Below are 21,545 nucleotides of genomic sequence, written 5' to 3'. Positions count from 1 at the left end.
ATGAAACCCCGAATCGAAACACTTCCTAAAAAGTTTTTAATAGGCAAGTCTATCAGAACGTCTTTGACCAACAATAAAACTGCCGAACTCTGGCAAAGCTTTATGGTTGATAGAACCGCTATTAAAAACAATATCAGCACTGACCTTTATTCTGTTCAAGTCTATGACAAACTAGAGTATTTTCAGAACTTCAACCCACAAACGGAATTTACCAAATGGGCAGCAGCAGAGGTAAATTCTATTGAAAATATACCGAATGGTTTTGAGTCTTTTACATTAGAAGGTGGTTTATATGCCGTTTTTCTCCATAAGGGGCCGGCTAATGAATTTAAGCGAACATTTCAATTCATTTTTGGCCAATGGCTTCCTAATTCTGAATATGTAATCGATGTTAGGCCACATTTTGAAATTTTGGGCGAGAAATATAAAAACGATGCCCCTGATTCAGAAGAAGAGGTATGGATTCCAATAAAAAAGAAATATTAGTAATAAAAAAATGGATTTAAACCTCACTGTCCCCGCACTACTCTTCCCGGCAATCTCTTTGACCATGTTGGCCTATAACGCCCGGTATTTGGCCATAGCCGCACTCATCCGTCAACTGCACCAAAAATATCAAGAGACCGAATCGAAATCCATCGGGTTGCAGGTGCAAAAACTGCGTAAACGCTTGACCATCATCAAAAACATGCAGGCCACGGCAATTATCAGCTTCTTGTTGGCCGCAATTACCATGTTCCTCATCTATGTGGAAATGAATGTAGCGGCGAACCTCTTTTTTGGTATCAGTCTCTTTTTTCTGATGATCTCGTTGATCCTTTCCTTGATCGAGGTACAGCTCTCGACAAAGGCGCTTTCGATACAGTTAAGAGATATGGAGTAAATAAACGTATACCGACTTCTTGGTCGGTTTTGTTCTTCCATAAATCATGGGTGGCTTCAATAGCATCCGATAAGGATCGATAAAACTTCGGTCAACTCCTATTTATTCAAGGGCATCTCGTCCAAATTCAAGAAATCAGACCGCTCAGTCGGAAAATCCATTCTCCAAACTTACATATCAAATCGATATTCGTTCGCTTTTAGCACACAAAACCACAAAAAAGCCGCCCATAGCCAAAGTACAAGAACAAAGACAATACGTAATATGGTTATAGAAGTAATCGACTTGCTAAGGTAATGCCATGAAACTCCGCCAAAAGCAAATCCAAACGACCATAACATACCTATACCAATGATGACCAGCCAGACCCAATCGCCATGCCAATCGTTAATATCTGGATAAGAGGGAAAAAGAAATGAAACCAGATAATATAGTCCCAATCCTAAAAAACCCATGCTGAACAGGCCTAAAGCACCAGTAATGAAAAACGCAATGGTCGAAAATTTGGTGGTATAGGCAAGTGATTTCCAGAATTCGAGCATGATTTCGAAAGTTGTTGCAAACTATAACGAAAATCGAAAGAAATACGTATTGACCTTATTCCATTTTACAAATTCTAAGAACGGACACCTACATGAAATAAAGCATCCCCTTGATTAACGACCGCTTGATGGTTCACACAAATAACAAATCCGTCTGAGGGAGCTTTGATATTTTTTGTCTGTTTGGCATAGGTATCGGAGATAATACCTAAAATCTGTCCTTTTTTTATCTCGCTTCCATTGGTAATGTGGGGAATGAACATCCCTGCCGTAGAAGCCCGTATCCATTTTCTATCAGTAAGTGGAATAGTCTTGAAACGCTCGATATACTGAGGTTCTATTTCAGAAATCATTTTAAAATGTTTCATCACATTCAAAATACCCTGCATGCCCTCCAAAATGGAATAATCATCGAAGCGCATACTTTCACCGCCCTCGAAGACGATGCTGGGGATTCCCGCTCGGTAAGTAACGTTGCGAAAAGACCCTTTGATAAGTCTGGAGGAAAAGGAAAAAGGCGCATTGAATATTTCTGCCAAAAGTTGACTTCGCTCGTCGTTTTTTGTATAGCGTATTTGGGCGAAATTGTTCAGCTGCCCGCCCCCGGTGTGCAGATCGATGCCGAAATCTATTTGTGGCAATATTTCCGAAATGTAGTGATAGGCGATCCTACTCGCCATAGAGCCTTTTTTTGTTCCCGGAAAACTGCGATTTACATCCTTTCCATCGGGCACATCCCTTGAAAAATGGATGAACCCGAAGATATTGAGAATGGGAACCGCAATGACAGCTCCTTTCTCAATATTGAACCTTTTTTCGGCCAACATACGCCGTACGATTTCAATACCGTTTATTTCGTCGCCATGGAGGCCCGCCTGTACCAAAAGTGTTGGCCCCGGTTTTTTGGCATTGAACACGTAAACAGGAATATCGATGAGGGTTCCCGTGGGCAAACGGTCAATACTGATCTTTAAAAGTTTGGTCTCGCCCGGTTTAACAGTCTCGCCGCCAATTGCAATGTCACTATTTTCTTCTTTTTCGACCATTCCGTTCTACAAATAAAATAATTTCCCTGGCAATATTCACTCCCGTGGCCGCCTCAATGCCCTGTAGGCCAGGGGAAGCATTGACTTCTATCAATAAAGGCCCCTTTTTAGATCGAATTAAATCGACTCCCGCCACTCCAAGTCCAATATGTTTCGTTGCGTTCAAGGCAATGAACTGTTCTTTGGCGGACAACTTTACGGCTTCCGTACTGCCGCCACGATGAACATTGCTTCGGAATTCATCCAATCCGCTTTTGCGCTTCATACTCGCAACGATCTTATTGCCCACTACAAAAATCCGGATATCCTCACCGTTACTTTCCTCAATGTACCTTTGAATGAGAATACTGGTATCCATCTTATAAAAGGTATCGATAATCGATTTTGCCGATTTTTTGGTCTCGGCCAGAATCACCCCCAGCCCTTGGGTGCCTTCCTGTAATTTGATAATAACCGGTGTACCTCCCAATAACTTTATCTGTTCCTCAATGTTGTCGGGATTTATGGAAAAAAGCGTCTCAGGAATCGGAATGCCCTTTCGGGCCATAATCTGCAGCGTGCGAACCTTGTTACGAGCGCGCGTGATGCTCAATGAGCGAGCGGTACTAAATACCCCGTTCATCTCGAACTGTTTTACAATGGCGGCCCCATGTCGGGTTACTTTACTCCCGATTCTGGGTATTATCGCGTCGAACTCTTGGGTGATATCCTCGTCTTTGAGATAAATCCTAGGCTTGTCGGCTCCCAATTTGACCGAACATTTGGTATGGTCGATCAGTTCGATATAATGGCCCAGTTTTTCGGCCTCTTCTGCTATTCTACGGGTAGAATAAACGTTCATGCTTACGGAAAGAAGGCCGATATCCATTTTAAAATTTGGTCAGTGTTAAATATTGGTATGAATATCGGTCAAAAAAATCATAGGTCACCTTGTTTTGATCAAATTTTACGTTTTCATTGTATTCCTTTCCGTCTAAAATAATATATTTCCCTAAGGTCATTCTCATCTGAGTTTGTTATCTTACTAAGAGTGTAGGTGATACCCATTTTATGGCTATGGCAGTATCGGACTTCAAATCAAAAAATCATATTTGTCGGAAAATCGGAATGTATTTGTACAAACTGATTTCCCTGGGGATTCTTTTGTTGTACCCGTTAACAGATTCATTTTCACAATCACAGATTCCTTTTAGGCAACTCTCGGTTAAAGAAGGCCTTTCACAGAACAGTGCCATTTCGATTGCTCAAGACAGTACCGGTTATCTATGGATCGCTACCCAAGACGGTCTTAATAAATATGATGGGCGAAAGTTTTCTAAATTTCACTTTACGTTTGACGATGTTACCAAACCAGATTATAGCAATTTGGGCAAGGTATATTCCGATAAGCAAGGGCGACTTTGGATTATCCCCATAGATAAGGTTCCATATAAGTTTAATCCCGATTCCATCGCCTTTGAACCGCTTTCGGGTATTGATGATGCCAGTGTACTTTTTCAGGATGAAAGTCTAAACCTATGGATAGGCACATACTCCAGCGGTCTTTTCTGTTTAGGGAAAGATTCGGAAACTCCGAAGCAGATAATGCCACCATCCGAAATATTGGGAGTTATTTTCAACATTGCCCAAGCACCATCAGGGCAGATTCTCTTAACGACGGAAGCGAAAATTCTCGAAATAGACCCCAAAACGACCAAGGTTTCTACTATCGTTCCTAAAACTATGTACGACGAACCTATACGTACAAATTTTAGCGATATCCTTTTTGATGAAGATGGCAGGCAGTGGGTCGGCACCTTTGGCGATGGGCTTTATTTTCGCGATAAAGACCAACCTTTTTTTCAACGTATTGACCGACTGCCTTTTACGGACCCCTTACCGTTACAACTCAATATTCTTGACCTACACCTCGACAAAAAAGGTAGATTATGGGTAGCCACCTACGGCAATGGGCTTTATATGATTGATTTCGGACAGCACAAGATTACCCATTTTGAAGCCGACAAACACAACCCAAGGGCGTTGCACTATAACGATGTTTTGAGCATCTACGAGGACTCTTCGGGTACTTTGTGGTTCGGTACCGATGGGGCGGGCATCAGCTACTATGATGAGTATCTAGAGAAATTCAATTCCCTCACCGATTATCAGACCCCCGAAAATATCAGTATAGAGGTTGTCCGTTCCATTGCCGTCGACCATGACGATGCCATTTGGATTGGAACTTCGGGCAAGGGACTTACCCAGTATGAACGCGCATCAAATAGTTGGCGAACCTTCACGAGGGATAACAGAAACGGAAAGTCGGTTTCCTCTAACCGAATTATGAGTTTGCTGGTGGACGATAAAAATGGTCTATGGATCGGCACACAAGGGGGAGGGCTGAATATATACGAACAAGAAAATCGGTTTGACCACTACAATGACACATCAAGAATACCATTGTCAGCGAATACTATCTGGAACATTTTTAAGGATAAGAAAAACAGGATTTGGCTAGGAACAAGGGAAAAGGGGCTCATACAGTTTGATAAGGAAAAGGGCGAAATCAAAAAATATACCTCCAAAATTGATAGCAACAGAGGTCCGCCAAGTAATAATATCAGGGTAATTACCGACGATGACAAGGGCAATCTTTGGATAGGCACCGAAGCGAATGGTATTGCCAAATTCAATATGGCCGAGGAAAAATTCACTGCTCATCGAAAAATAGAAGGGTCCAATTCCCTGTCACACGACAATATCAAATCTCTTTATTACGATGCAAAGGGAATCCTTTGGATAGGAACCAATGGCGGCGGACTTAATGCCTTTGACATTGTGGCCCAAAAATTTTATAGCTACACCGAAGAAGACGGTCTTGCCAACAATGTTATTTACGGTATTTTACCGGATGAAGAGGGAAACTTATGGTTAAGTTCCAATAAAGGGATTTCAAAATTCTCCCCGGAGACAGCTTGGATGTAGCGCCCACAATTATCAACTACAACAATTATGCAGGGTTGGCCACAGAGTTCAACACGGGTGCCTATCACAAAGATTTGGATGGCAATTTATATTTCGGTGGCCTTGAGGGGTTCTATTGGTTCAAACCCGAAGAGATTCAGGAGAATAGATTTCTACCAAAGACCGACATCACTGGTTTTATGGTTTCTAACGAAATACAATCAATGAATGACAATGTGCGCTTGTATCACGATCAAAACACAGTATCTTTCTCCTTTTCAAGTTTGCAGTATTCGCTTCCGGAGAAAAACCAATATCAGTATCGTTTAAAAAATTATGACGATGAGTGGATAAGTTCAGGGAACAACAATTCAGCACGTTATTCCTTTTTGCCTCCTGGGGAATACGAATTTCAGGTAAAATCAAGCAATTATGATGGTGTATGGAACCCAAAACCGGCAAGCTTTGCCTTTGTCATAGCCCCTCCCTGGTATTTCACCGTACTCGCAAAAATCATTTACACGTTACTGTTTCTGGCAATAATCTTTGGGATATACAGCTACCTAAAATGGCGATGGCGAATGAAGTTGGACCTACAACTAAAAGAGGAAGAGGCACAACGCCTTAAACGCTTGAACGATTTTAAATCAAAGCTGTACACTGATATTTCGCATGAGTTCCGTACTCCGCTTACCTTGATTTCGGGTCCTGTGGATGCGAAATTGGGCGAGGGCAGGTTGTCTGATTCCGATTTTGCCAACTTTAGCATGATCAAGCGCAATACCACACGTCTAATGGGTCTTGTCGACCAGTTGCTTCATATGGCCAAATTGGAAAAAGGGAAATTGAAACTTAAAGTCGAACAAGGAAATCTTGGGCTGTTCTTGCGGGCACTGGCAAGTTCCTTTGAATACCGTGCTGAAATAAAGAATATGGAGTTTAGTTTCCGTACAGATACTTTGGAAGGCATTTGGTACGATGAAGACGCCATGGAAAAGATCGTGACCAACCTACTTTCCAATGCCTTTAAATATAGCCCTGAGAATGGTACTTGCGAATTTAATGCGACGGACCGAGGTGACGGTATGGTGCGCATCAGCGTAAAAAACTCGGTTGACGATTTTCCCGATATGCAGTTGGACAAATTATTCAACCGATTCTACCAACAGGATGAATACGCCGAGGGCGCTGGGGTCGGGCTTTCTCTGGTAAAAGAGTTGGTGGAATTGTATCAGGGAGAGGTATCCGTACAAATGGAAGACGAAAATATAATCCATTTCATGGTAACCCTTCCTGTTAAAAAGGAATTGTTCGATGATGAAGCAATAACCAAAGATGATACTGACCAAAGACAGCCGATTGTTTCCGCTATTTCCAATACCATAGATATACAAGCGGATGCCGAGCAAAATGAGAGTGTGGAGGAACTTCCCATTGTACTTATTGTGGAAGACCATAAAGAAGTACGTGAATTTTTGGTCTCCGTATGGAAAAACAAGTACCAAATCTTTCAGGCACAGAATGGCAAGGAAGGTATGAACAAAGCGTTACGGATCGTACCCGACCTGATTGTCACCGATGTACGTATGCCCGTATTTAGTGGTATCGAACTGTGCAACACATTGAAAACGGATGAACGAACAAGTCATATCCCTATTATTCTACTTACTGCTGGTATGGGCGAGGAAGATGAACTAAAAGGATTGCAATCGGGTGCAGACGATTTTATAACCAAACCGTTCAAACTACGTATTCTTGAAAAAAGAGTAGAGAATCTTATTGAAACCAGAAAAGCGTTGCGCAGCCGATACAGTCAAGAAGTAACGCTAAAGGCCAAAGATATTGCCCTTACCCCTACCGACGAAATATTCTTAAATCGGATGCAAAAAGTACTTGATGAACATTTGTCCGATGCTGACTTCAATGCAGCCATTTTTTGTAAAGAGGTCGGCATGAGCCGGATGCAACTGCATAGAAAATTACTGGCATTTACAGGCCTATCAACTACAGGCTTTATTCGTTCGCAACGTCTAAAACAGGCGGTACATATTTTAGAAACTTCCGATGCCACCATTAATGAAGTCGCTTATACCGTTGGCTTCAATACCCCTTCCTATTTCATAAAATGTTTTAAAGAGGCCTACGATAAGACTCCCACCGAGTATCTTCAATCCAAGCAAACATAGGTAATTTCACCAATGTTACATCTGTTGCACACCTTGTTACATATGTAGCATGTCTTTGTAATGCCCTTGGGTAATTTTGGTTTTGAAATCAGTAAACAATAAAAAATGAGAACAAAACTTTTACTTATCAGTTGCATTACGCTAGTGTTGACATTGGGCATTGGGTGCAGTAAAAATAATCCCTTGAATCCCTTGGGCGGTTGTTTTGGTGGGGGCGTTTGGTCAGAAAATATAATTACCGAGAGTAATGCCCTAGTTGCCGCTGGTCAGGCCTATGAAGACGATCCGACCGAAGCCAATTGTAATAATTACAAAGCAGCAGCCGAAGACTATTTAAATGCATTAAAAGGAGTGGCCACCTGTGTTCCTGGGCTAGCAAAGCAGAATATGATCAGGAAATCAAAGAGGCTCAGGCCGATGTTGACAAAGAAGGGTGTGATTAAAAGTACCAGTCCCAAGACGATTATCGGCAAAAACCACGAGATGAAAGGAAAAATTCTTATCGCCATGGCCTTTGTGCTTATTGGAACAAGCCAAACCTACGCACAGAGTAGAAAGACCAAGCAAACCAAGGTAGTACTTATCGTCAACGAAAAATCGGAAACCGTGAAAAGTATGGAGTTGTTCGTGAACTTTCAAAAAAAGAAAAAGATGTGATTCTAAAAGAATATCCCAACAGCATGTTTTACATAGGCCTGCTCAAAGGCAGTTACGAACTAAATAAAAATACGATTACCCCCGTCAGGGGTTCCACCGTCATCATGTACACGAACAAACAATTTTTCCCGGGGAATCAATTCTTTCCGGGGGATCAATTTTCGCCAGACGACCCGTTCGATCTGGGGAATGCCAAGGCCAAAGTAATTTCTAAAAAAAGGGAGAGTTGGTGTTAAAAATACAATAGCTAGAAATCTATAATCCTATATCCATTGAGCAACCATAAAATACAAGAAAAATGAAAATGAAAATAATCTTGGCCTCTTGTCTATTGGTGTTATTCTCATTCGTCGTCAACGGTCAGACGGAGGAAGAAAAAATAAGTCAGGAAGAAAAAATGGAAAAGATGCTGGATAGTTTGATGAACGAAGCCGGAATGGAAGGCTTTATAGATCAGCTAAAGGAGATGGGCGAGGAGCAAAAAAGGAAAAAGAAAAAGCGATAGCGGTGAAGGAAAGCAATCGTGATTTCTACTGGCGCAATGCAACGGCTAGCGATACCAACTGCAAAATGATCGGTTGGAAGTTCGGAGCCGCAAATATAGTGCTTTCGGGAATTGTGGTCTGTAATATCAGCGGTACGGGCCAAGTAAACCTCAATAATTTACCTAATAATATTCCTACCAATGGTACCATAGAAAAACTGCTCATTCCTGAAATGCACACTATCGATCGTGAAAAAATCGAGCATTCAAATCCCAATACCCCTTTTCGTTCCCATTTCAGCCTGCCGGTCATGCAAAAAGACAAAATTATAGGGCATCTCTATATGGGCAATGCCATTGAGGTTGCATACAATATGGCCGCTCCGTGCTGTTTACATCGGGGGCATAAAGGATATCGTTTGTATTGGGCCTATACCGAAAATGCCTGTACGACGAGGGTCTTTGAAAAACGAACAGGAGCAACCTTCTCGGGAGAAGAAAAGGAGACTACGGAAGAATATGACCTAGATTTTAAACCTGGGTTGAACTTCATAAAAACTGAAATTATTGAAAACTACGGAACAGACCAGTTTAAAACTAAAAAACATAAGGTCGTTTCAAAAATGCCCAGCAATGCTAAATATTTCTTTTGGAAGAACTGAAAACTAATTTTCAATAGTGGCAAATTCAAGTAACACTATAAAATCTTTGATAATGGAAAAAGCAAAATACATGATTATCAAGAATATCAAGGGCACCGATTTGATTTTCGTTGCTATGATGGCCATCGCATTATTTATGCTGTTGATGGCCTTTAAATAACATCGCAATGAACCTAATTTTCACACTGCTATGCGCCTATTCTTTGGTTTCACATTTCTTATTTACTCCTGCGCCTTGGCCATCGCACAAGAGCGTCAGCAAATGGCTTTCGCCAAGTTGGGCGATGGCCTCGCTAATGAGTGGATTTCCTCCATAACACAAGATTCGCTAGGCTTTATTTGGATAGGCACCCAAGACGGACTTCACCGTTATGATGGTTACAAATTCGAAGTCATTAGGAATTCGCCGGAAGAACTACAGTCCCCAGCTGCAAATTGGATTCGTGATATTGCCATCGATAAAAATGGCGCCTATTGGCTCGCCACCTACGGCGGGGGGATATCGAAATTCTCTGCTAAGGACATGACCTTTTTAAATTTTGAAGAAGATTCACTGCGCCCTACCCAGGGCAAACAATCATATAGGGTAGAAACTGTTTCAGAAAATCAAGTTCTAAGTGTTTCGGATAAAGGTTTTCATTTGTACGATATCAATAGCAACGAGTCGGTGGGTCTGAGCATTGGTGGTCTTTTATCTAGCATGGCCTTTATGGATAATTCGCTATGGTTGTCCGACACACGACATCTATTTTTGTATGACCTTGATAATTTAAGTATTAGTCATGTAAAAACCTTTGATTCAGACATTTACTTTTTACAGTACATTCCTGAGCTAGGTACTCTGGTCGGATTTCAAGACAGGCTTCTCCTTTTCAAGGATCAAGCGATTGTGGAAGAAATTGAATTGGAAGATGCCATCATCCACTTCACATCAAACGGAAAAAGTGATTATTTTATGGCCTCACGGACCAGCTTGTTCAAATTTAATCCCTCCTTGTTTCAATTAACCGAAGTGCCCATCGATTTCGATACCCGGACTCAAAAAATTGAATCTATTTTTTTAGATCGACAAGGAACTTTATGGGTCGGAACAGACAAGGGATTACTAAAAGAAAAGAAATATAATGCTTCCTTTTTATCCGAAACGATAGCACTACATGCCAGATCCATTTTAAAGCAAAGTGAAAACCTCTACATAGGAGGACTTGGCGGATTATTCAGTGTTAACGAAGGCCAAATCACTTCGATTATCGAGGACAAATCAATTCAGTCGGTAATCGCGGTCGGAGATACGATTTTTGCAGGAACATATGGAACGGAAATATTAAGCATCTGGAATAACCGACCTCTCGACACACTTTTACTACCAATAAGTCCAGATACAATTGAAGGCGTATTCGGCATAACCACTGATCGTAAGGGAAGATTATGGGTTGGCACTTGGGACGGCCTATACATATATGATAAGCAAAAACAAGTCTTTGACCTCGTCCCTTTGGATGAGGGAATTAACGTTGGCCAGATACAGATCATCAATATTTACTTAGATAAAAAAGACCGATTATGGGTTATTACGTCCGGTGATGGCATTTATAAGATTGAAAATATTTCAAATAGCCACCCCGAATCAAGTTCTCCGCAGCTCATTAATTATAGGAATATAAGTGAAGACGACACTTCGCTAACCTCCAATATTATTATTACGGTCGAAGAAGACCATCAAGGTCAATTGTGGTTTGGAACCGACATTGGTGTGGCAAAATACGTAGAGGAAACTGATAACTTTTGCAGATTGCGGTATCAAGGAAGTCTCTTTGACAAAAAGGTAATGGTATTAAATAAGGACAGTGACCAGAACCTTTGGATCACTACCATAAATGACGGAATTTATGTTTACCGCGAAAAAGAAGAAACGTTGCGTCATTTTACCACCAATGACGGATTAATCTCCAATGCATTTTTATACGGTTCGGGGCACTTTGATGAAATGGGAAAAAATATGTTATTGGGTACAGACGCAGGAGTGCAACAAATAGATTTATCAAAGCCCTTCGCGAAAGAAGATTCCACTTTTCCCAATATTACAAACTTTCAGGTGAATAGTGCCTCTGCCAACACTTCTTTTACCCCATCACAAATTCCTTTTTTGGATGGCGTCAACTTAGAGTCCTCCCAAAACGATTTCTCGGTTAGTTTCTCAGCAATGGATTTTATTGCCCCAGAAAAAATCGGATTCAGTTATACGCTTGACAATGACCCTTGGAAAAAAACCGATTTGCAAACAGCTTATTTTACCAAAGTTGCGTATGGAAAACATACCCTCAAAGTGAAGTCACTCTATGACGGTATTCCGAACAACAAAAACATAGCCAGCCTTGAGATATACATTGCCCCTCCTTGGTACCTTAGTCAAATTGCCAAAGCCATATATATATTGCTTTTCATAGCCTCCCTATGGGGGATTTATCGCTATTTAAAATGGAGATGGAAGATGCGGTTCAATCTGAGATTGAAAGTAGAGGAAGCCGAGCGATTGAAACAGTTAAACGATTTTAGATCAAAAGTATATACAGATATAGCACACGAGTTCAAAACCCCTTTGACACTAATTGCGGGGCCCATTGAGAAAAGGCTAAGGGACGGAACTATTTCTGATCAAGCCTACATTGATCTTTCAACGGTTCAACGAAATGCTACACGACTGACCTGTTTAGTAGATCAGCTATTGCAGTTGGCAACTTTGGAGAACGGTAAACTTCGTTTACAGATCATCGAAGGCAACTTAGACCTGTTTCTGCATCTTATATGCCAAGCTTTTGAATACAAGGCGGAACAACGGCAGCTTCGGTATTCTTTTCATGTTGGAGAAATCGGTAAGGTGTGGTACGACGAGGACATCCTGGAAAAAATAATTACCAATTTACTTTCCAACGCCTTCAAATATGCCCCAGAGCATGGAATTTGTTCCTTCATCGCGGAACGGGTTGGAAATTGTGTTGAAATCCACCTAAAAAATACCGTGCGGGATAGGTCGGCGCTACAAATCGAAAAATTATTCACAAGGTTCTATCAAGGGGATTCATCTTACGAGGGCATGGGCGTAGGATTGTCATTGGTAAAGGATCTTGTCAGACTTTACAGCGGGCACATTGAAGCGAAGCTAGAAACAAACGAAATCATTCATTTCTGCGTAAGCCTTCCTTTGGGTCGTGGTACCTTTGAAGATGAGGATATTGTTATAAAAAACGATACTCTTTTAGATGTTCCCGTTTTGCATAAATCCTCGAACCTTCATCCGAAAGACAAACCGGCACCAAATGAAAATCTTCCTATCCTATTAATTGTAGAGGACAATACGGAAATACGCACTTTTGTGAAACAAGCATTACAAAAAGAATATTGCGTGCTTGAAGCTGAAAACGGGAAAGAAGGACTAGCCATATCGCTTTCAGAGGTACCCGATATTATTTTATCCGATATACGAATGCCATTGTACAATGGCATACAATTGTGCAATAGGTTAAAGACCGATGAAAGAACGAGTCATATACCCATTATCTTGTTGACTGCAAGTACCAGTGAAGAAAATGAACTGAAGGGTCTGGCTTCGGGAGCTGATGACTTTATTACCAAGCCTTTTAAAATGCGGATCTTAGAACAGCGTATTTCCAATTTGATAGCTACTCGAAGAGCGTTGAGAAACCGGTATGGCAAAGAATTCCTTTTGAGACCTAAGGATGTAGCTGTTACTCCCACGGATGAAGTTTTTCTAATCAAAATTCAGGAAATTTTAGACGAAGACCTCCCCGACCCTTCCTTCAATTCCGAGGCCTTTAGTCGAAAAGCCGGGATGAGCCGGATGCAGTTGCATAGAAAGTTATTGACGTATACCGGCCTATCTACCTCGGCATTCATACGGTCGCAACGATTGCAACTGGCTAAACAACTACTGCAGACCTCCGATATCACCATAAATGAAGTGGCATACTCCACGGGTTTTAATACCCCTTCTTATTTTATGACCTGCTTTAAGGAGACCTATAAAAAAACCCCTTCGGAATACTTACAATCCCTTCAGGAAAGCTAAATATGCCTCTTGTTACATTTCAGAAGTACTTTGTTACATATCTGAAGTTCTTTCATTTTGTTCGTGAATACATTTGGGTTATTAATCCATTTAAAATTCAATTGCCATGAAAATTATCAGACTCATATCAGGTATATCTATATTGATTTTAACGCTCTCTTGCTCCAAAGAAGAAACGCAACCAGAAGAAATCGAGGAAGGAACGTTTTTGACTTTCGAAACAAAGAAAAAGGGAAACAGCACTGTGCTTTACTCAAAATGGATTACCTCCCAATTTCCAAATAGTAGTTTGAACAGCTCTGAAATCTGGAATCTGCCCCTTATCAAAAACAGTTATCTGGATTTAGAGAAAGACCTCATCCTGGTTTATGGTAGGAGAAACAATATTTTTCCTCTACCAGTGACCATGCCCCAAGATGCAGAAAGTTATATAATAGAATTTATCCCTGTTGCGCTTGGAATTATACCCCGCTTGAGGGTAACATCCTTGGACCTGTCCGGATTACAAGATATTTTCTTTCGTCCATCGGCGGGCGCTGAATTCAGGGTTGTAATTGTTCCCAGCGAAAAACTATTGCCGCTTAAATCAGGTAAAATGCAAGATTATCAAAAGATGACCTATCATGAACTTGCCGATTACTTCAACATTACTGAATAAAGAGTCCAGACCAACATACACGAAGCACTACATATTTTTAAAAATAAAACAAACCCCAAAAATGGGCAAAAGCCCAATAGTATAAAATCGTAATCATTAAAAATTTATAGTTATGAGAACAAGAATGAAAATTGCAAAAAGACTTTTTAGTGTTCTTTTTATCGCATGCCTAATAACGGCCTGCTCTAAAGACGGCAATGATGGTGCAATCGGCCCACAAGGGCCACAGGGCGAACAAGGTCCGGCCGGACCGCAAGGTTCTGATGGGGCTGATGGTGAAACAGGTACGGCAAACGTAATCTTTTCACCTTGGATAACATCGGGGTTTAATGAGCCAATAGCTACCGAAAATGCCAATTTTTCAATAGATGCTCCTGAAATCACTCAGGAAGTTATTGATTCCGGGGCTATTCTTGTATATGGCAGAGATAGCGATGGGCAAGTTTTTGCTTTACCCGTTACTTTGCACAATACTTCAACAGATGAGTCGTATCATTTCACTTTTGATGACCCAGGTAGCCTAGAAATTAGTGTTTCTGAAATTAATGGAGATGACCTGGACAATTTATTCATAGATGATGCATTTAGATATGTCATCATACCCGGGGGCAACCCCACAAGTGGCAAAGCAGCATCTTCTATAAACTACTATAAAATGACCTACGAGGAGCTAGCCGCACATTTTGGTATTCAAGATTGAGAAAGTACCGTCTTCCCTTTCGTCGCAATTCTTTCAAGACCCAAATTTAAAGGTCTATTGATATTCCCCCTTTTTGTAAAGTATTAATTCTAAAAGATAATTAGTTATGAAAACAGAAATAAGATTTATCCGCAGTTTTTTTTGTCTATTCTTTATTACATTTCTTCTGCTGGCTTGTTCAAAAGACGGCCAAGATGGAGCCATCGGTCCACAAGGGGCCCAAGGCGAACAAGGGCCTGCAGGGCCTCAAGGGGAGACTGGCGAACCTGGACCATCAGGGCCGCAAGGGAATGAAGGGAATGAAGGGCCAACCGGAGCGGACGGGCAGGACGGATCCCCAGGGGAACAGGGCGAAACCGGCACAGCGAATGTCATTTATTCAAATTGGTTCAATACCGAACTCGGCAATGCCATTGGCCTACCGAACGATTCATTTGACGTAGACTTTCCTGATGGCACATTTTCCGTCTTAAGTGAAGGAGTCGTACTTGTATTTGGAAGAAGAATAGTCATAGCGCCTTTTGAAACTTACGTCTACCAATTACCAATTACCTTTTCAGGGACAAGACAACAAATCTATTCCTTTTTGATCTTAAATGGTGATACCCTTCGAATTACGGTCGAATCGCTTGACGCCGGCGCAGCTGGAGATGGAACCTACATCGAACAATATCGTTGGGTAGCTATTCCGGGCGGCGTTCCCTCCGCTGGAAAATCTGCTTCCTCGGCCGACTATACCAAAATGAGTTACGAAGAAATAGCAGCACACTTTAATATTCCGGAATAGGGCATAAAACCCTACGCTTGAAAACTTGTGGAGGGTTGGTTTCCTCAGATTCAAAAACTTAAAAAAATGGTATGAAAACAAGGATCAAATTGATTAAGCGATTTTTTAGCTTCTTGTTGGTGGCAAGCCTTATATATGCCTGCACAAAAGACGGGCCGATCGGCCCCATTGGGCCGCAAGGTCCAACAGGTGCCGATGGCCTAGACGGCCTGAACGGGGCAACTGGTGAAAAAGGGGAAACAGGATCGGTAAATATCATCTATTCCCTTTGGTACGAAGCCGATTGGGGCATTGTAAACGATGATTATGCCGAATTTTTTATCGATGCCCCCGAAATAACCCAAGAGATCATCGATACCGGACTGGTCTTGGCCTATGGCAAAACGACCGGCGGGCAATTTTCCCTATTGCCGACAACTCGCTTTAATACTTCGACCATTGAGAGTTATTTGGTCGCCGTTGACGAGCCGGGCACTTTGAAAATTATGATAAGGGAGACCAACAATCAGGTATTGGGCACTCCAGAACTAAGTATGTTCAGGTATGTGGTCATCCCCTACGGAATGCCAGTTAGCGGCAAATCGGCTACAATTGATTTCTCAAAAATGACCTATGAAGAAATCGCAGCACACTTTGATATTCCGGATTAGATTATAAAACCCTTCGCTTGAAAACTTGTGGAGGGTTCATTTCTCCCACATTCTAAAACTTAAAAAATAATGAAAAGCACCTACAAAATTTGTACCCTTTATCTGGTCTTTGTTATCGCATCTTGTTCCAGCTCGGATGACAGCGCTCCCATGGTAATCGCCCTTCAAAATGAGCCTCCCTTAAGTTTTGAATTGACCGAGGTGGCGGATGGAGCAAAAGGTGTAGAGGTGACCCCAACACTAAGTTGGGAATCTGCCAAAAATCCCAAGGGGAGCGAGGTTACCTATGATCTTTATTTGGGAACCGAGGTAAACCCGACCACCTTATTTCAAGGCGACATTAATGATACTTCATTTGAAATTGGCGATAGGCTGCACCTGCTGACGGACTATTATTGGAAGGTCGTTGCCAAGGATGTTGACGGAAAAACTTCGCAAAGTGCTATACAGAAGTTCTCAATACGTAGTCTAAACATCCCTGAAGAGCCTGTAACTCCCATAGCGGATTTTGCGCCAAGATCGCAACATACTTCTGTGGTTCACGACAATAGAATGTGGATCATCGGCGGAGAAGATCCTGTTACTGAAAATCTTATAAGTGATGTCTGGTACAGCAGTGATGGCGCTACTTGGGTAGAAGCAACAAAGGACGCTGCCTTTTCCGACAGAATTCTTCATACCTCGGCTGTTTTTGACAATAAGATATGGGTTATTGGAGGACAAATGGTAGGGGAAAAGAAAAACGACGTATGGTATAGTGCCGATGGTATCAATTGGGACGAGGCAACCGATAATGCCTCTTTTTCTGGAAGGAAAGGTCATTCTACTTTGGTTTATGACAACAAAATGTGGGTGATTGGCGGGAAAGATGCGAACGGTTTCAAAAACGATGTTTGGTATAGTAGTAACGGTTTTGAATGGCAAATGGCCACAGCCTCCGCAGAATTCTCGGTGGTAAGTCGCCATGCTTCAGTCATTTTTGATGATAAAATGTGGGTGATTGGCGGGGAATTTGAATCCGGAGGTAAAAGGAATGAGGTTTGGTCAAGTACCGATGGTGTTCATTGGACACAAGCCACAAAATCAGCCGAGTTCTCAGAAAGGGGTTGGCATGCAGCAGCGGTCTTTGATAACAAAATATGGATTATTGGAGGATTAGGTAACCAAGGTGAGGCCCCTTTCGAAAATGAGGTATGGTATAGTCATGATGGGACCCATTGGGCACAAGCACCTGTTTCAGGTCTTTTTTTGGAAAGAAGACCTCCTAACACTGCCGTTGTTCACCATAACAAGATCTGGGTCATTGGAGAAGAAATTCTTACCAGCAGTAACAGCGCTAAAAGTGAGGTATGGCCCTTGGATTAATCAGCAACTAAAAATTAAAATAGTTATGAAAAAATGTATGGTAATAATCGGAATAGGTTTGTTGGGCCTTTCCATGGGCTGCAAAAAAAACGATGACGCCCCACCTGTGCAAATCGCCCTTCAAAACGAACCGCCGCTGAGTTTTGATTTAATTGACGTGCCCGACGGTTCAGAAGATGTTGATGTAACCCCGACCCTAAGTTGGGAATCTGCCAAAAATCCTAAAGGGGGAGAGGTTACCTATGATCTTTATTTGGGATCGGAGGTAAACCCGACCACCTTATTTCAAGGCGATATTAATGATGCATCCTTTGAAATTACAGACAGGTTGCACTTGTTGACGGACTATTATTGGAAAGTGGTCGCTAAGGATACCGATGGTAAAACCTCACAAAGTGCCATTCATAAATTTACCACGCGAACCCTGAATTTTCCAGCAGAAGCCGTAAACAATGAAGCCAACTTTACAGCAAGAAGCGGACATGCCGCGACGGCCTTTAATAACGAATTATGGGTAATAGGGGGCTATGATGGGCATTGGAAAAATGATATTTGGAAGAGTTCTGATGGAGTTACGTGGACAGAGGTTATTCCCACGAATCCTTTTCCGGAAAGAAGGGGTCATACAATCACGGTTTTTAAAGATAGGCTATGGGTCATCGGAGGTTATGATGGCAATGCGGCAGAACTCCCTTTTAACGATGTCTGGGTGAGCAATAATGGTGTCGATTGGGAATTGGTTACGGCTTCCGCACCTTTTTCCGAAAGAGAAAACCATACCTCTGTAGTATTCGATGACAAGATATGGATCATTGCGGGTGATCATGATGCGTCGCCAAAAAACGATGTTTGGTATTCCTCAGACGGTCAACAATGGAAAGAAGCAACGCCTAACGCCCAATTCAAACAAAGAAGACACCATACCAGTGTTGTTTTTGACAACAAAATTTGGGTTTTAGGCGGATTGATTCAAAGCGGTCTCAACCCAATTTATGAAAACGATGTTTGGTTCAGCAGCGATGGAGCCGACTGGGTGGAAGCTACATCGGCAGCCCCTTTTTAGAAAGGTATAACCATACTACGGTCGTTTATGATAACCGAATATGGGTAATAGGAGGCTTTGCTGGTGAATTAAAAAAAGATGTTTGGTATAGCTTTGATAGCCTGAATTGGCTTCAACCTACTTCAGCCGTTCCCTTTACCGAAAGATCTTCACATACCTCGATTGTGTTTGACAGTAATATCTGGGTCATCGGGGGATTTGATGGTGAATTAAGAAATGATGTTTGGACCTTGGATTAATCTGTATTAAATATTTGAAAAGCTATGAAAAAATACATTTTAATAATCGCAATACTATTGTCGGGCTTTTCCATGGGCTGCAAAAAAAACGATGATAGCGCACCCATGCAAATGGCCCTTCAAAACGAGCCGCCGCTGAGTTTTGACTTGATCAACGTGCCCGACAATGCAGAAGATGTTGATGTAACCCCAACGCTTAGTTGGGAATCCGCTAAAAACCCCAAGGGGAGCAAGGTTACCTATGATCTTTATTTGGGAACCGAGGTAAACCCGACCACCTTATTTCAAGGCGATAGTAATGATGCATCCTTTGAAATTACTGACAGATTGCACTTGTTGACGGACTATTATTGGAAGGTCGTTGCCAAAGATACAGATGGCAAGATTTCGCAAAGCCCTATCCATAAGTTCACTACACGTAATATAACCTTACCGAATGAACCTGTAACGGCCGCAGCCGACTTTTCGCCGAGAGGTGGTCACGCCTCGGTGGTCTTTGATAACAAGATGTGGGTAATTGGTGGTTATGACATGGATTCGAAAAATGATGTGTGGTACAGCAATGATGGGGTCAATTGGACAGAAGCGACCCCAGTGGCAGCCTTTGAAGAAAGAGCAGGTCACGCATCGGTAGTATTTGATGGAAAGATATGGATAATCGGAGGTAGCGACAACAGTGCAAAAAATGACGTATGGTTCAATGCGAATGGAGTTGATTGGGAAATGGCGACAGCCACCGCCGAATTCTCAGCAAGATTCGGTCATACCGCTGTGGTATTTGAAAATAAAATCTGGGTCATTGGAGGTGTAGGGAATGGGAGCGTGTTTAGTAACGATGTATGGTATAGTCATGATGGGATCGATTGGGAACTGGCTACTGATTCCGCTCCCTTTTCAAAAAGATCTGGTCATGTCTCGGTAATATTTGACAATAAGCTCTGGGTTATCGGGGGTACCGGTAGTGGTCTGGGAGAGCATAAAAATGACGTATGGTTTAGTAGTGATGGGCTCAATTGGACAAAGGCAACATCCATTGCAGCCTTTGAAGAAAGGTCAGGTCATGCGTCGGTGGTCTATGATGGAAAGATATGGATTATTGGAGGCTATGAAGATGAAACCAATGGCGGGTACAAAAAAGATGTTTGGTATAGTATCGATGGAACAAACTGGGATCTGGCAACAACAGATTATATCGAATGGTTCAGGCATACCTCTGTTGTTTTTCAGGATAACATTTGGATCGTTGGGGGAGAGAGTACCGATGGTAGAAAAAACGAGGTCTGGGCAATGGATTGATTTGTTAATATAAATGAAAATGCTATGAAAAAGTACACTTCAATAATCGCAATACTATTGTTGGGCTTTTCCATGGGCTGCAAAAAAAACGATGACAGCGCACCCATGGAAATCGCCCTTCAAAACGAACCTCCCTTAGGTTTTGATTTGATCGACGTGCCCGACGGTGCAGAAGATGTTGATGTAACCCCAACGCTCAGTTGGGAATCCGCTAAAAATCCCAAGGGTTCTGATGTCGTTTATGATGTTTATTTAGATACTGAAATAATTCCGGCTACCCTCTACAAAAGTAATCTTGAAGATACATCAATGCAAATAAACGAGCCCTTACCGTTACTTACCGAATATCGTTGGAAAGTAGTTGCAACGGATACCGAAGGCAGAAAAGCACAAAGTGCCACGAACAAGTTTACGACCAGAAATCTTAACTACTCCGACGCTCTTGTAACACCCAATGCCGAATTTCTTCCCAGATCCAGCCACACTTCCGCGGTATTCGATGATAAACTATGGGTCATCGGGGGCAGAACAGGTGCGATTGACTGGGCCAACGATGTTTGGTATAGTAGCAATGGTAAAGATTGGTCGCAGGCTACGGCCGCCGCGGCCTTTTCGCCAAGGTGGGGCCATACAACCGTGGTGTATGATAACAAACTGTGGGTCATCGGCGGATTTCAGAGTGTCGGATGGAAGAACGATGTCTGGTATAGTGAAGACGGTACCAACTGGATCAAGGCCGTCGAAAATGCTGAATTTCTGCCAAGGGCAGTGCATAAATCATTAGTTTTTGATAACAAAATGTGGGTTATAGGAGGTGCTTCGCTTTGGGTGGTTTTTAAGGATGTATGGTACAGTACGGATGGTGTCACATGGTCAGAAGCCAATGATAATTCCCCTTTTCAGGAAAGAGCTTCGCATGGAGCTTCTATATTCAATGAACAAATGTGGATTCTAGGAGGATCTCGAGGAATGCCGCTCAATGATATCTGGAATAGTTCTGATGGTGAAGATTGGGTTCAAGAAAGCTCAACATCGACATTTTCAAAGAGATTGGGGGCTTCTGCAGTTGTATTTGATAAAAAGCTATGGCTTTTCGGAGGAAAGGACGATGCCGAACCAAAGAACGATGCCTGGTATTCGGAGAACGGAGCCGATTGGAACATCGCTTCATCCAACCAGTCCATCTTTTCACGCTATTTCCATACGACCGAAGTTTTCAAGAACAAGATCTGGATTATAGGAGGCGAAAATGATGATGGCTTTTTGAACGATGTTTGGGCACTTGATTAAGTTA

21 protein-coding genes are annotated in these 21,545 nt (G+C 42.1%); 18 read left to right on the top strand and 3 right to left on the bottom strand.

Translation table 11 applies throughout. The annotated features are described in order from the left end of the window. Complete coding sequence (locus N8A86_RS09300) at nt 1–486, top strand: GyrI-like domain-containing protein (RefSeq protein ID WP_273568806.1); 486 nt, start codon at nt 1–3, stop codon at nt 484–486. Between the two features lie 10 nt (nt 487–496). Beyond that, nucleotides 497–883, top strand: a complete 387-nt coding sequence (locus N8A86_RS09295; RefSeq protein ID WP_273568805.1) for a DUF2721 domain-containing protein — start codon at nt 497–499, stop codon at nt 881–883. Between the two features lie 170 nt (nt 884–1,053). Here N8A86_RS09295 and N8A86_RS09290 read toward each other — a convergent pair whose 3' ends face one another. The 3 genes from N8A86_RS09290 to N8A86_RS09280 all read right to left on the bottom strand — a co-directional run bounded on the left by N8A86_RS09290 (nt 1,054) and on the right by N8A86_RS09280 (nt 3,339). After that, on the bottom strand, nt 1,054–1,425 hold the full coding sequence (locus N8A86_RS09290; protein ID WP_273568804.1) for a hypothetical protein: 372 nt from the start codon (nt 1,423–1,425) through the stop codon (nt 1,054–1,056). A 74-nt stretch (nt 1,426–1,499) separates the two neighbouring features. After that, complete coding sequence (locus N8A86_RS09285) at nt 1,500–2,471, bottom strand: succinylglutamate desuccinylase/aspartoacylase family protein (protein ID WP_273568803.1); 972 nt, start codon at nt 2,469–2,471, stop codon at nt 1,500–1,502. Then, nucleotides 2,449–3,339 carry a RimK family alpha-L-glutamate ligase gene (locus tag N8A86_RS09280; RefSeq protein WP_273568802.1) on the bottom strand — a complete coding sequence of 297 codons (891 nt, stop codon included), beginning with the start codon at nt 3,337–3,339 and terminating at the stop codon, nt 2,449–2,451. The genes N8A86_RS09285 and N8A86_RS09280 overlap by 23 nt, the downstream gene beginning before the upstream one ends. Before the next feature lie 245 nt (nt 3,340–3,584). On the opposite strand from N8A86_RS09280, the gene N8A86_RS09275 reads away from it, so the two are divergent. From N8A86_RS09275 to N8A86_RS09200, 16 genes are all read left to right on the top strand, one after another. Then, the gene (locus N8A86_RS09275; protein ID WP_273568801.1) at nt 3,585–5,438 is read left to right on the top strand and encodes a ligand-binding sensor domain-containing protein; all 1,854 of its coding nucleotides are present in this window, start codon (nt 3,585–3,587) and stop codon (nt 5,436–5,438) included. Beyond that, the gene (locus N8A86_RS09270; RefSeq protein ID WP_273568800.1) at nt 5,429–7,603 is read left to right on the top strand and encodes a hybrid sensor histidine kinase/response regulator transcription factor; all 2,175 of its coding nucleotides are present in this window, start codon (nt 5,429–5,431) and stop codon (nt 7,601–7,603) included. Before N8A86_RS09275 ends, N8A86_RS09270 begins: the two co-directional genes overlap by 10 nt. A gap of 105 nt (nt 7,604–7,708) precedes the next feature. Next, nucleotides 7,709–8,260, top strand: a complete 552-nt coding sequence (locus tag N8A86_RS09265; protein WP_273568799.1) for a hypothetical protein — start codon at nt 7,709–7,711, stop codon at nt 8,258–8,260. After that, complete coding sequence (locus N8A86_RS09260; RefSeq protein ID WP_273568798.1) at nt 8,257–8,496, top strand: hypothetical protein; 240 nt, start codon at nt 8,257–8,259, stop codon at nt 8,494–8,496. The genes N8A86_RS09265 and N8A86_RS09260 overlap by 4 nt, the downstream gene beginning before the upstream one ends. 62 nt (nt 8,497–8,558) lie before the next feature. After that, a complete protein-coding gene (locus N8A86_RS09255; protein WP_273568797.1) occupies nt 8,559–8,765 on the top strand; it encodes a hypothetical protein in 207 nt (68 codons plus the stop codon). Nucleotides 8,766–8,767: 2 nt separating this feature from the next. Beyond that, the gene (locus N8A86_RS09250) at nt 8,768–9,406 is read left to right on the top strand and encodes a hypothetical protein (RefSeq protein WP_273568796.1); all 639 of its coding nucleotides are present in this window, start codon (nt 8,768–8,770) and stop codon (nt 9,404–9,406) included. A gap of 190 nt (nt 9,407–9,596) precedes the next feature. Then, nucleotides 9,597–13,493, top strand: a complete 3,897-nt coding sequence (locus tag N8A86_RS09245; protein ID WP_273568795.1) for a hybrid sensor histidine kinase/response regulator transcription factor — start codon at nt 9,597–9,599, stop codon at nt 13,491–13,493. A 106-nt stretch (nt 13,494–13,599) separates the two neighbouring features. After that, nucleotides 13,600–14,151 carry a hypothetical protein gene (locus N8A86_RS09240; protein WP_273568794.1) on the top strand — a complete coding sequence of 184 codons (552 nt, stop codon included), beginning with the start codon at nt 13,600–13,602 and terminating at the stop codon, nt 14,149–14,151. A 112-nt stretch (nt 14,152–14,263) separates the two neighbouring features. Further along, nucleotides 14,264–14,851, top strand: a complete 588-nt coding sequence (locus N8A86_RS09235) for a hypothetical protein (RefSeq protein ID WP_273568793.1) — start codon at nt 14,264–14,266, stop codon at nt 14,849–14,851. Nucleotides 14,852–14,957: 106 nt separating this feature from the next. Further along, nucleotides 14,958–15,638 carry a hypothetical protein gene (locus tag N8A86_RS09230; RefSeq protein WP_273568792.1) on the top strand — a complete coding sequence of 227 codons (681 nt, stop codon included), beginning with the start codon at nt 14,958–14,960 and terminating at the stop codon, nt 15,636–15,638. Nucleotides 15,639–15,709: 71 nt separating this feature from the next. After that, nucleotides 15,710–16,288, top strand: coding sequence for a collagen-like triple helix repeat-containing protein (locus N8A86_RS09225; RefSeq protein WP_273568791.1), 579 nt, complete (start codon nt 15,710–15,712; stop codon nt 16,286–16,288). A 69-nt stretch (nt 16,289–16,357) separates the two neighbouring features. Then, nucleotides 16,358–17,653 carry a Kelch repeat-containing protein gene (locus N8A86_RS09220; RefSeq protein ID WP_273568790.1) on the top strand — a complete coding sequence of 432 codons (1,296 nt, stop codon included), beginning with the start codon at nt 16,358–16,360 and terminating at the stop codon, nt 17,651–17,653. 25 nt (nt 17,654–17,678) lie between these two features. Beyond that, a complete protein-coding gene (locus N8A86_RS09215) occupies nt 17,679–18,716 on the top strand; it encodes a Kelch repeat-containing protein (protein WP_273568789.1) in 1,038 nt (345 codons plus the stop codon). Beyond that, complete coding sequence (locus tag N8A86_RS09210; RefSeq protein ID WP_273568788.1) at nt 18,659–18,955, top strand: DUF6242 domain-containing protein; 297 nt, start codon at nt 18,659–18,661, stop codon at nt 18,953–18,955. Before N8A86_RS09215 ends, N8A86_RS09210 begins: the two co-directional genes overlap by 58 nt. Before the next feature lie 24 nt (nt 18,956–18,979). Next, nucleotides 18,980–20,251 carry a Kelch repeat-containing protein gene (locus tag N8A86_RS09205; RefSeq protein WP_273568787.1) on the top strand — a complete coding sequence of 424 codons (1,272 nt, stop codon included), beginning with the start codon at nt 18,980–18,982 and terminating at the stop codon, nt 20,249–20,251. Between the two features lie 24 nt (nt 20,252–20,275). Beyond that, nucleotides 20,276–21,541: a Kelch repeat-containing protein gene (locus tag N8A86_RS09200; protein WP_273568786.1), complete on the top strand. Its 1,266-nt coding sequence runs from the start codon at nt 20,276–20,278 to the stop codon at nt 21,539–21,541. Nucleotides 21,542–21,545: the final 4 nt, after the last annotated feature.

This window comes from Maribacter halichondriae (assembly GCF_027474825.1).
GTDB lineage: Bacteria > Bacteroidota > Bacteroidia > Flavobacteriales > Flavobacteriaceae > Meishania > Meishania halichondriae.
The sequence above is the reverse complement of the archived record's forward strand: the minus strand, read 5'-3'. Positions and strand labels throughout refer to the sequence as shown.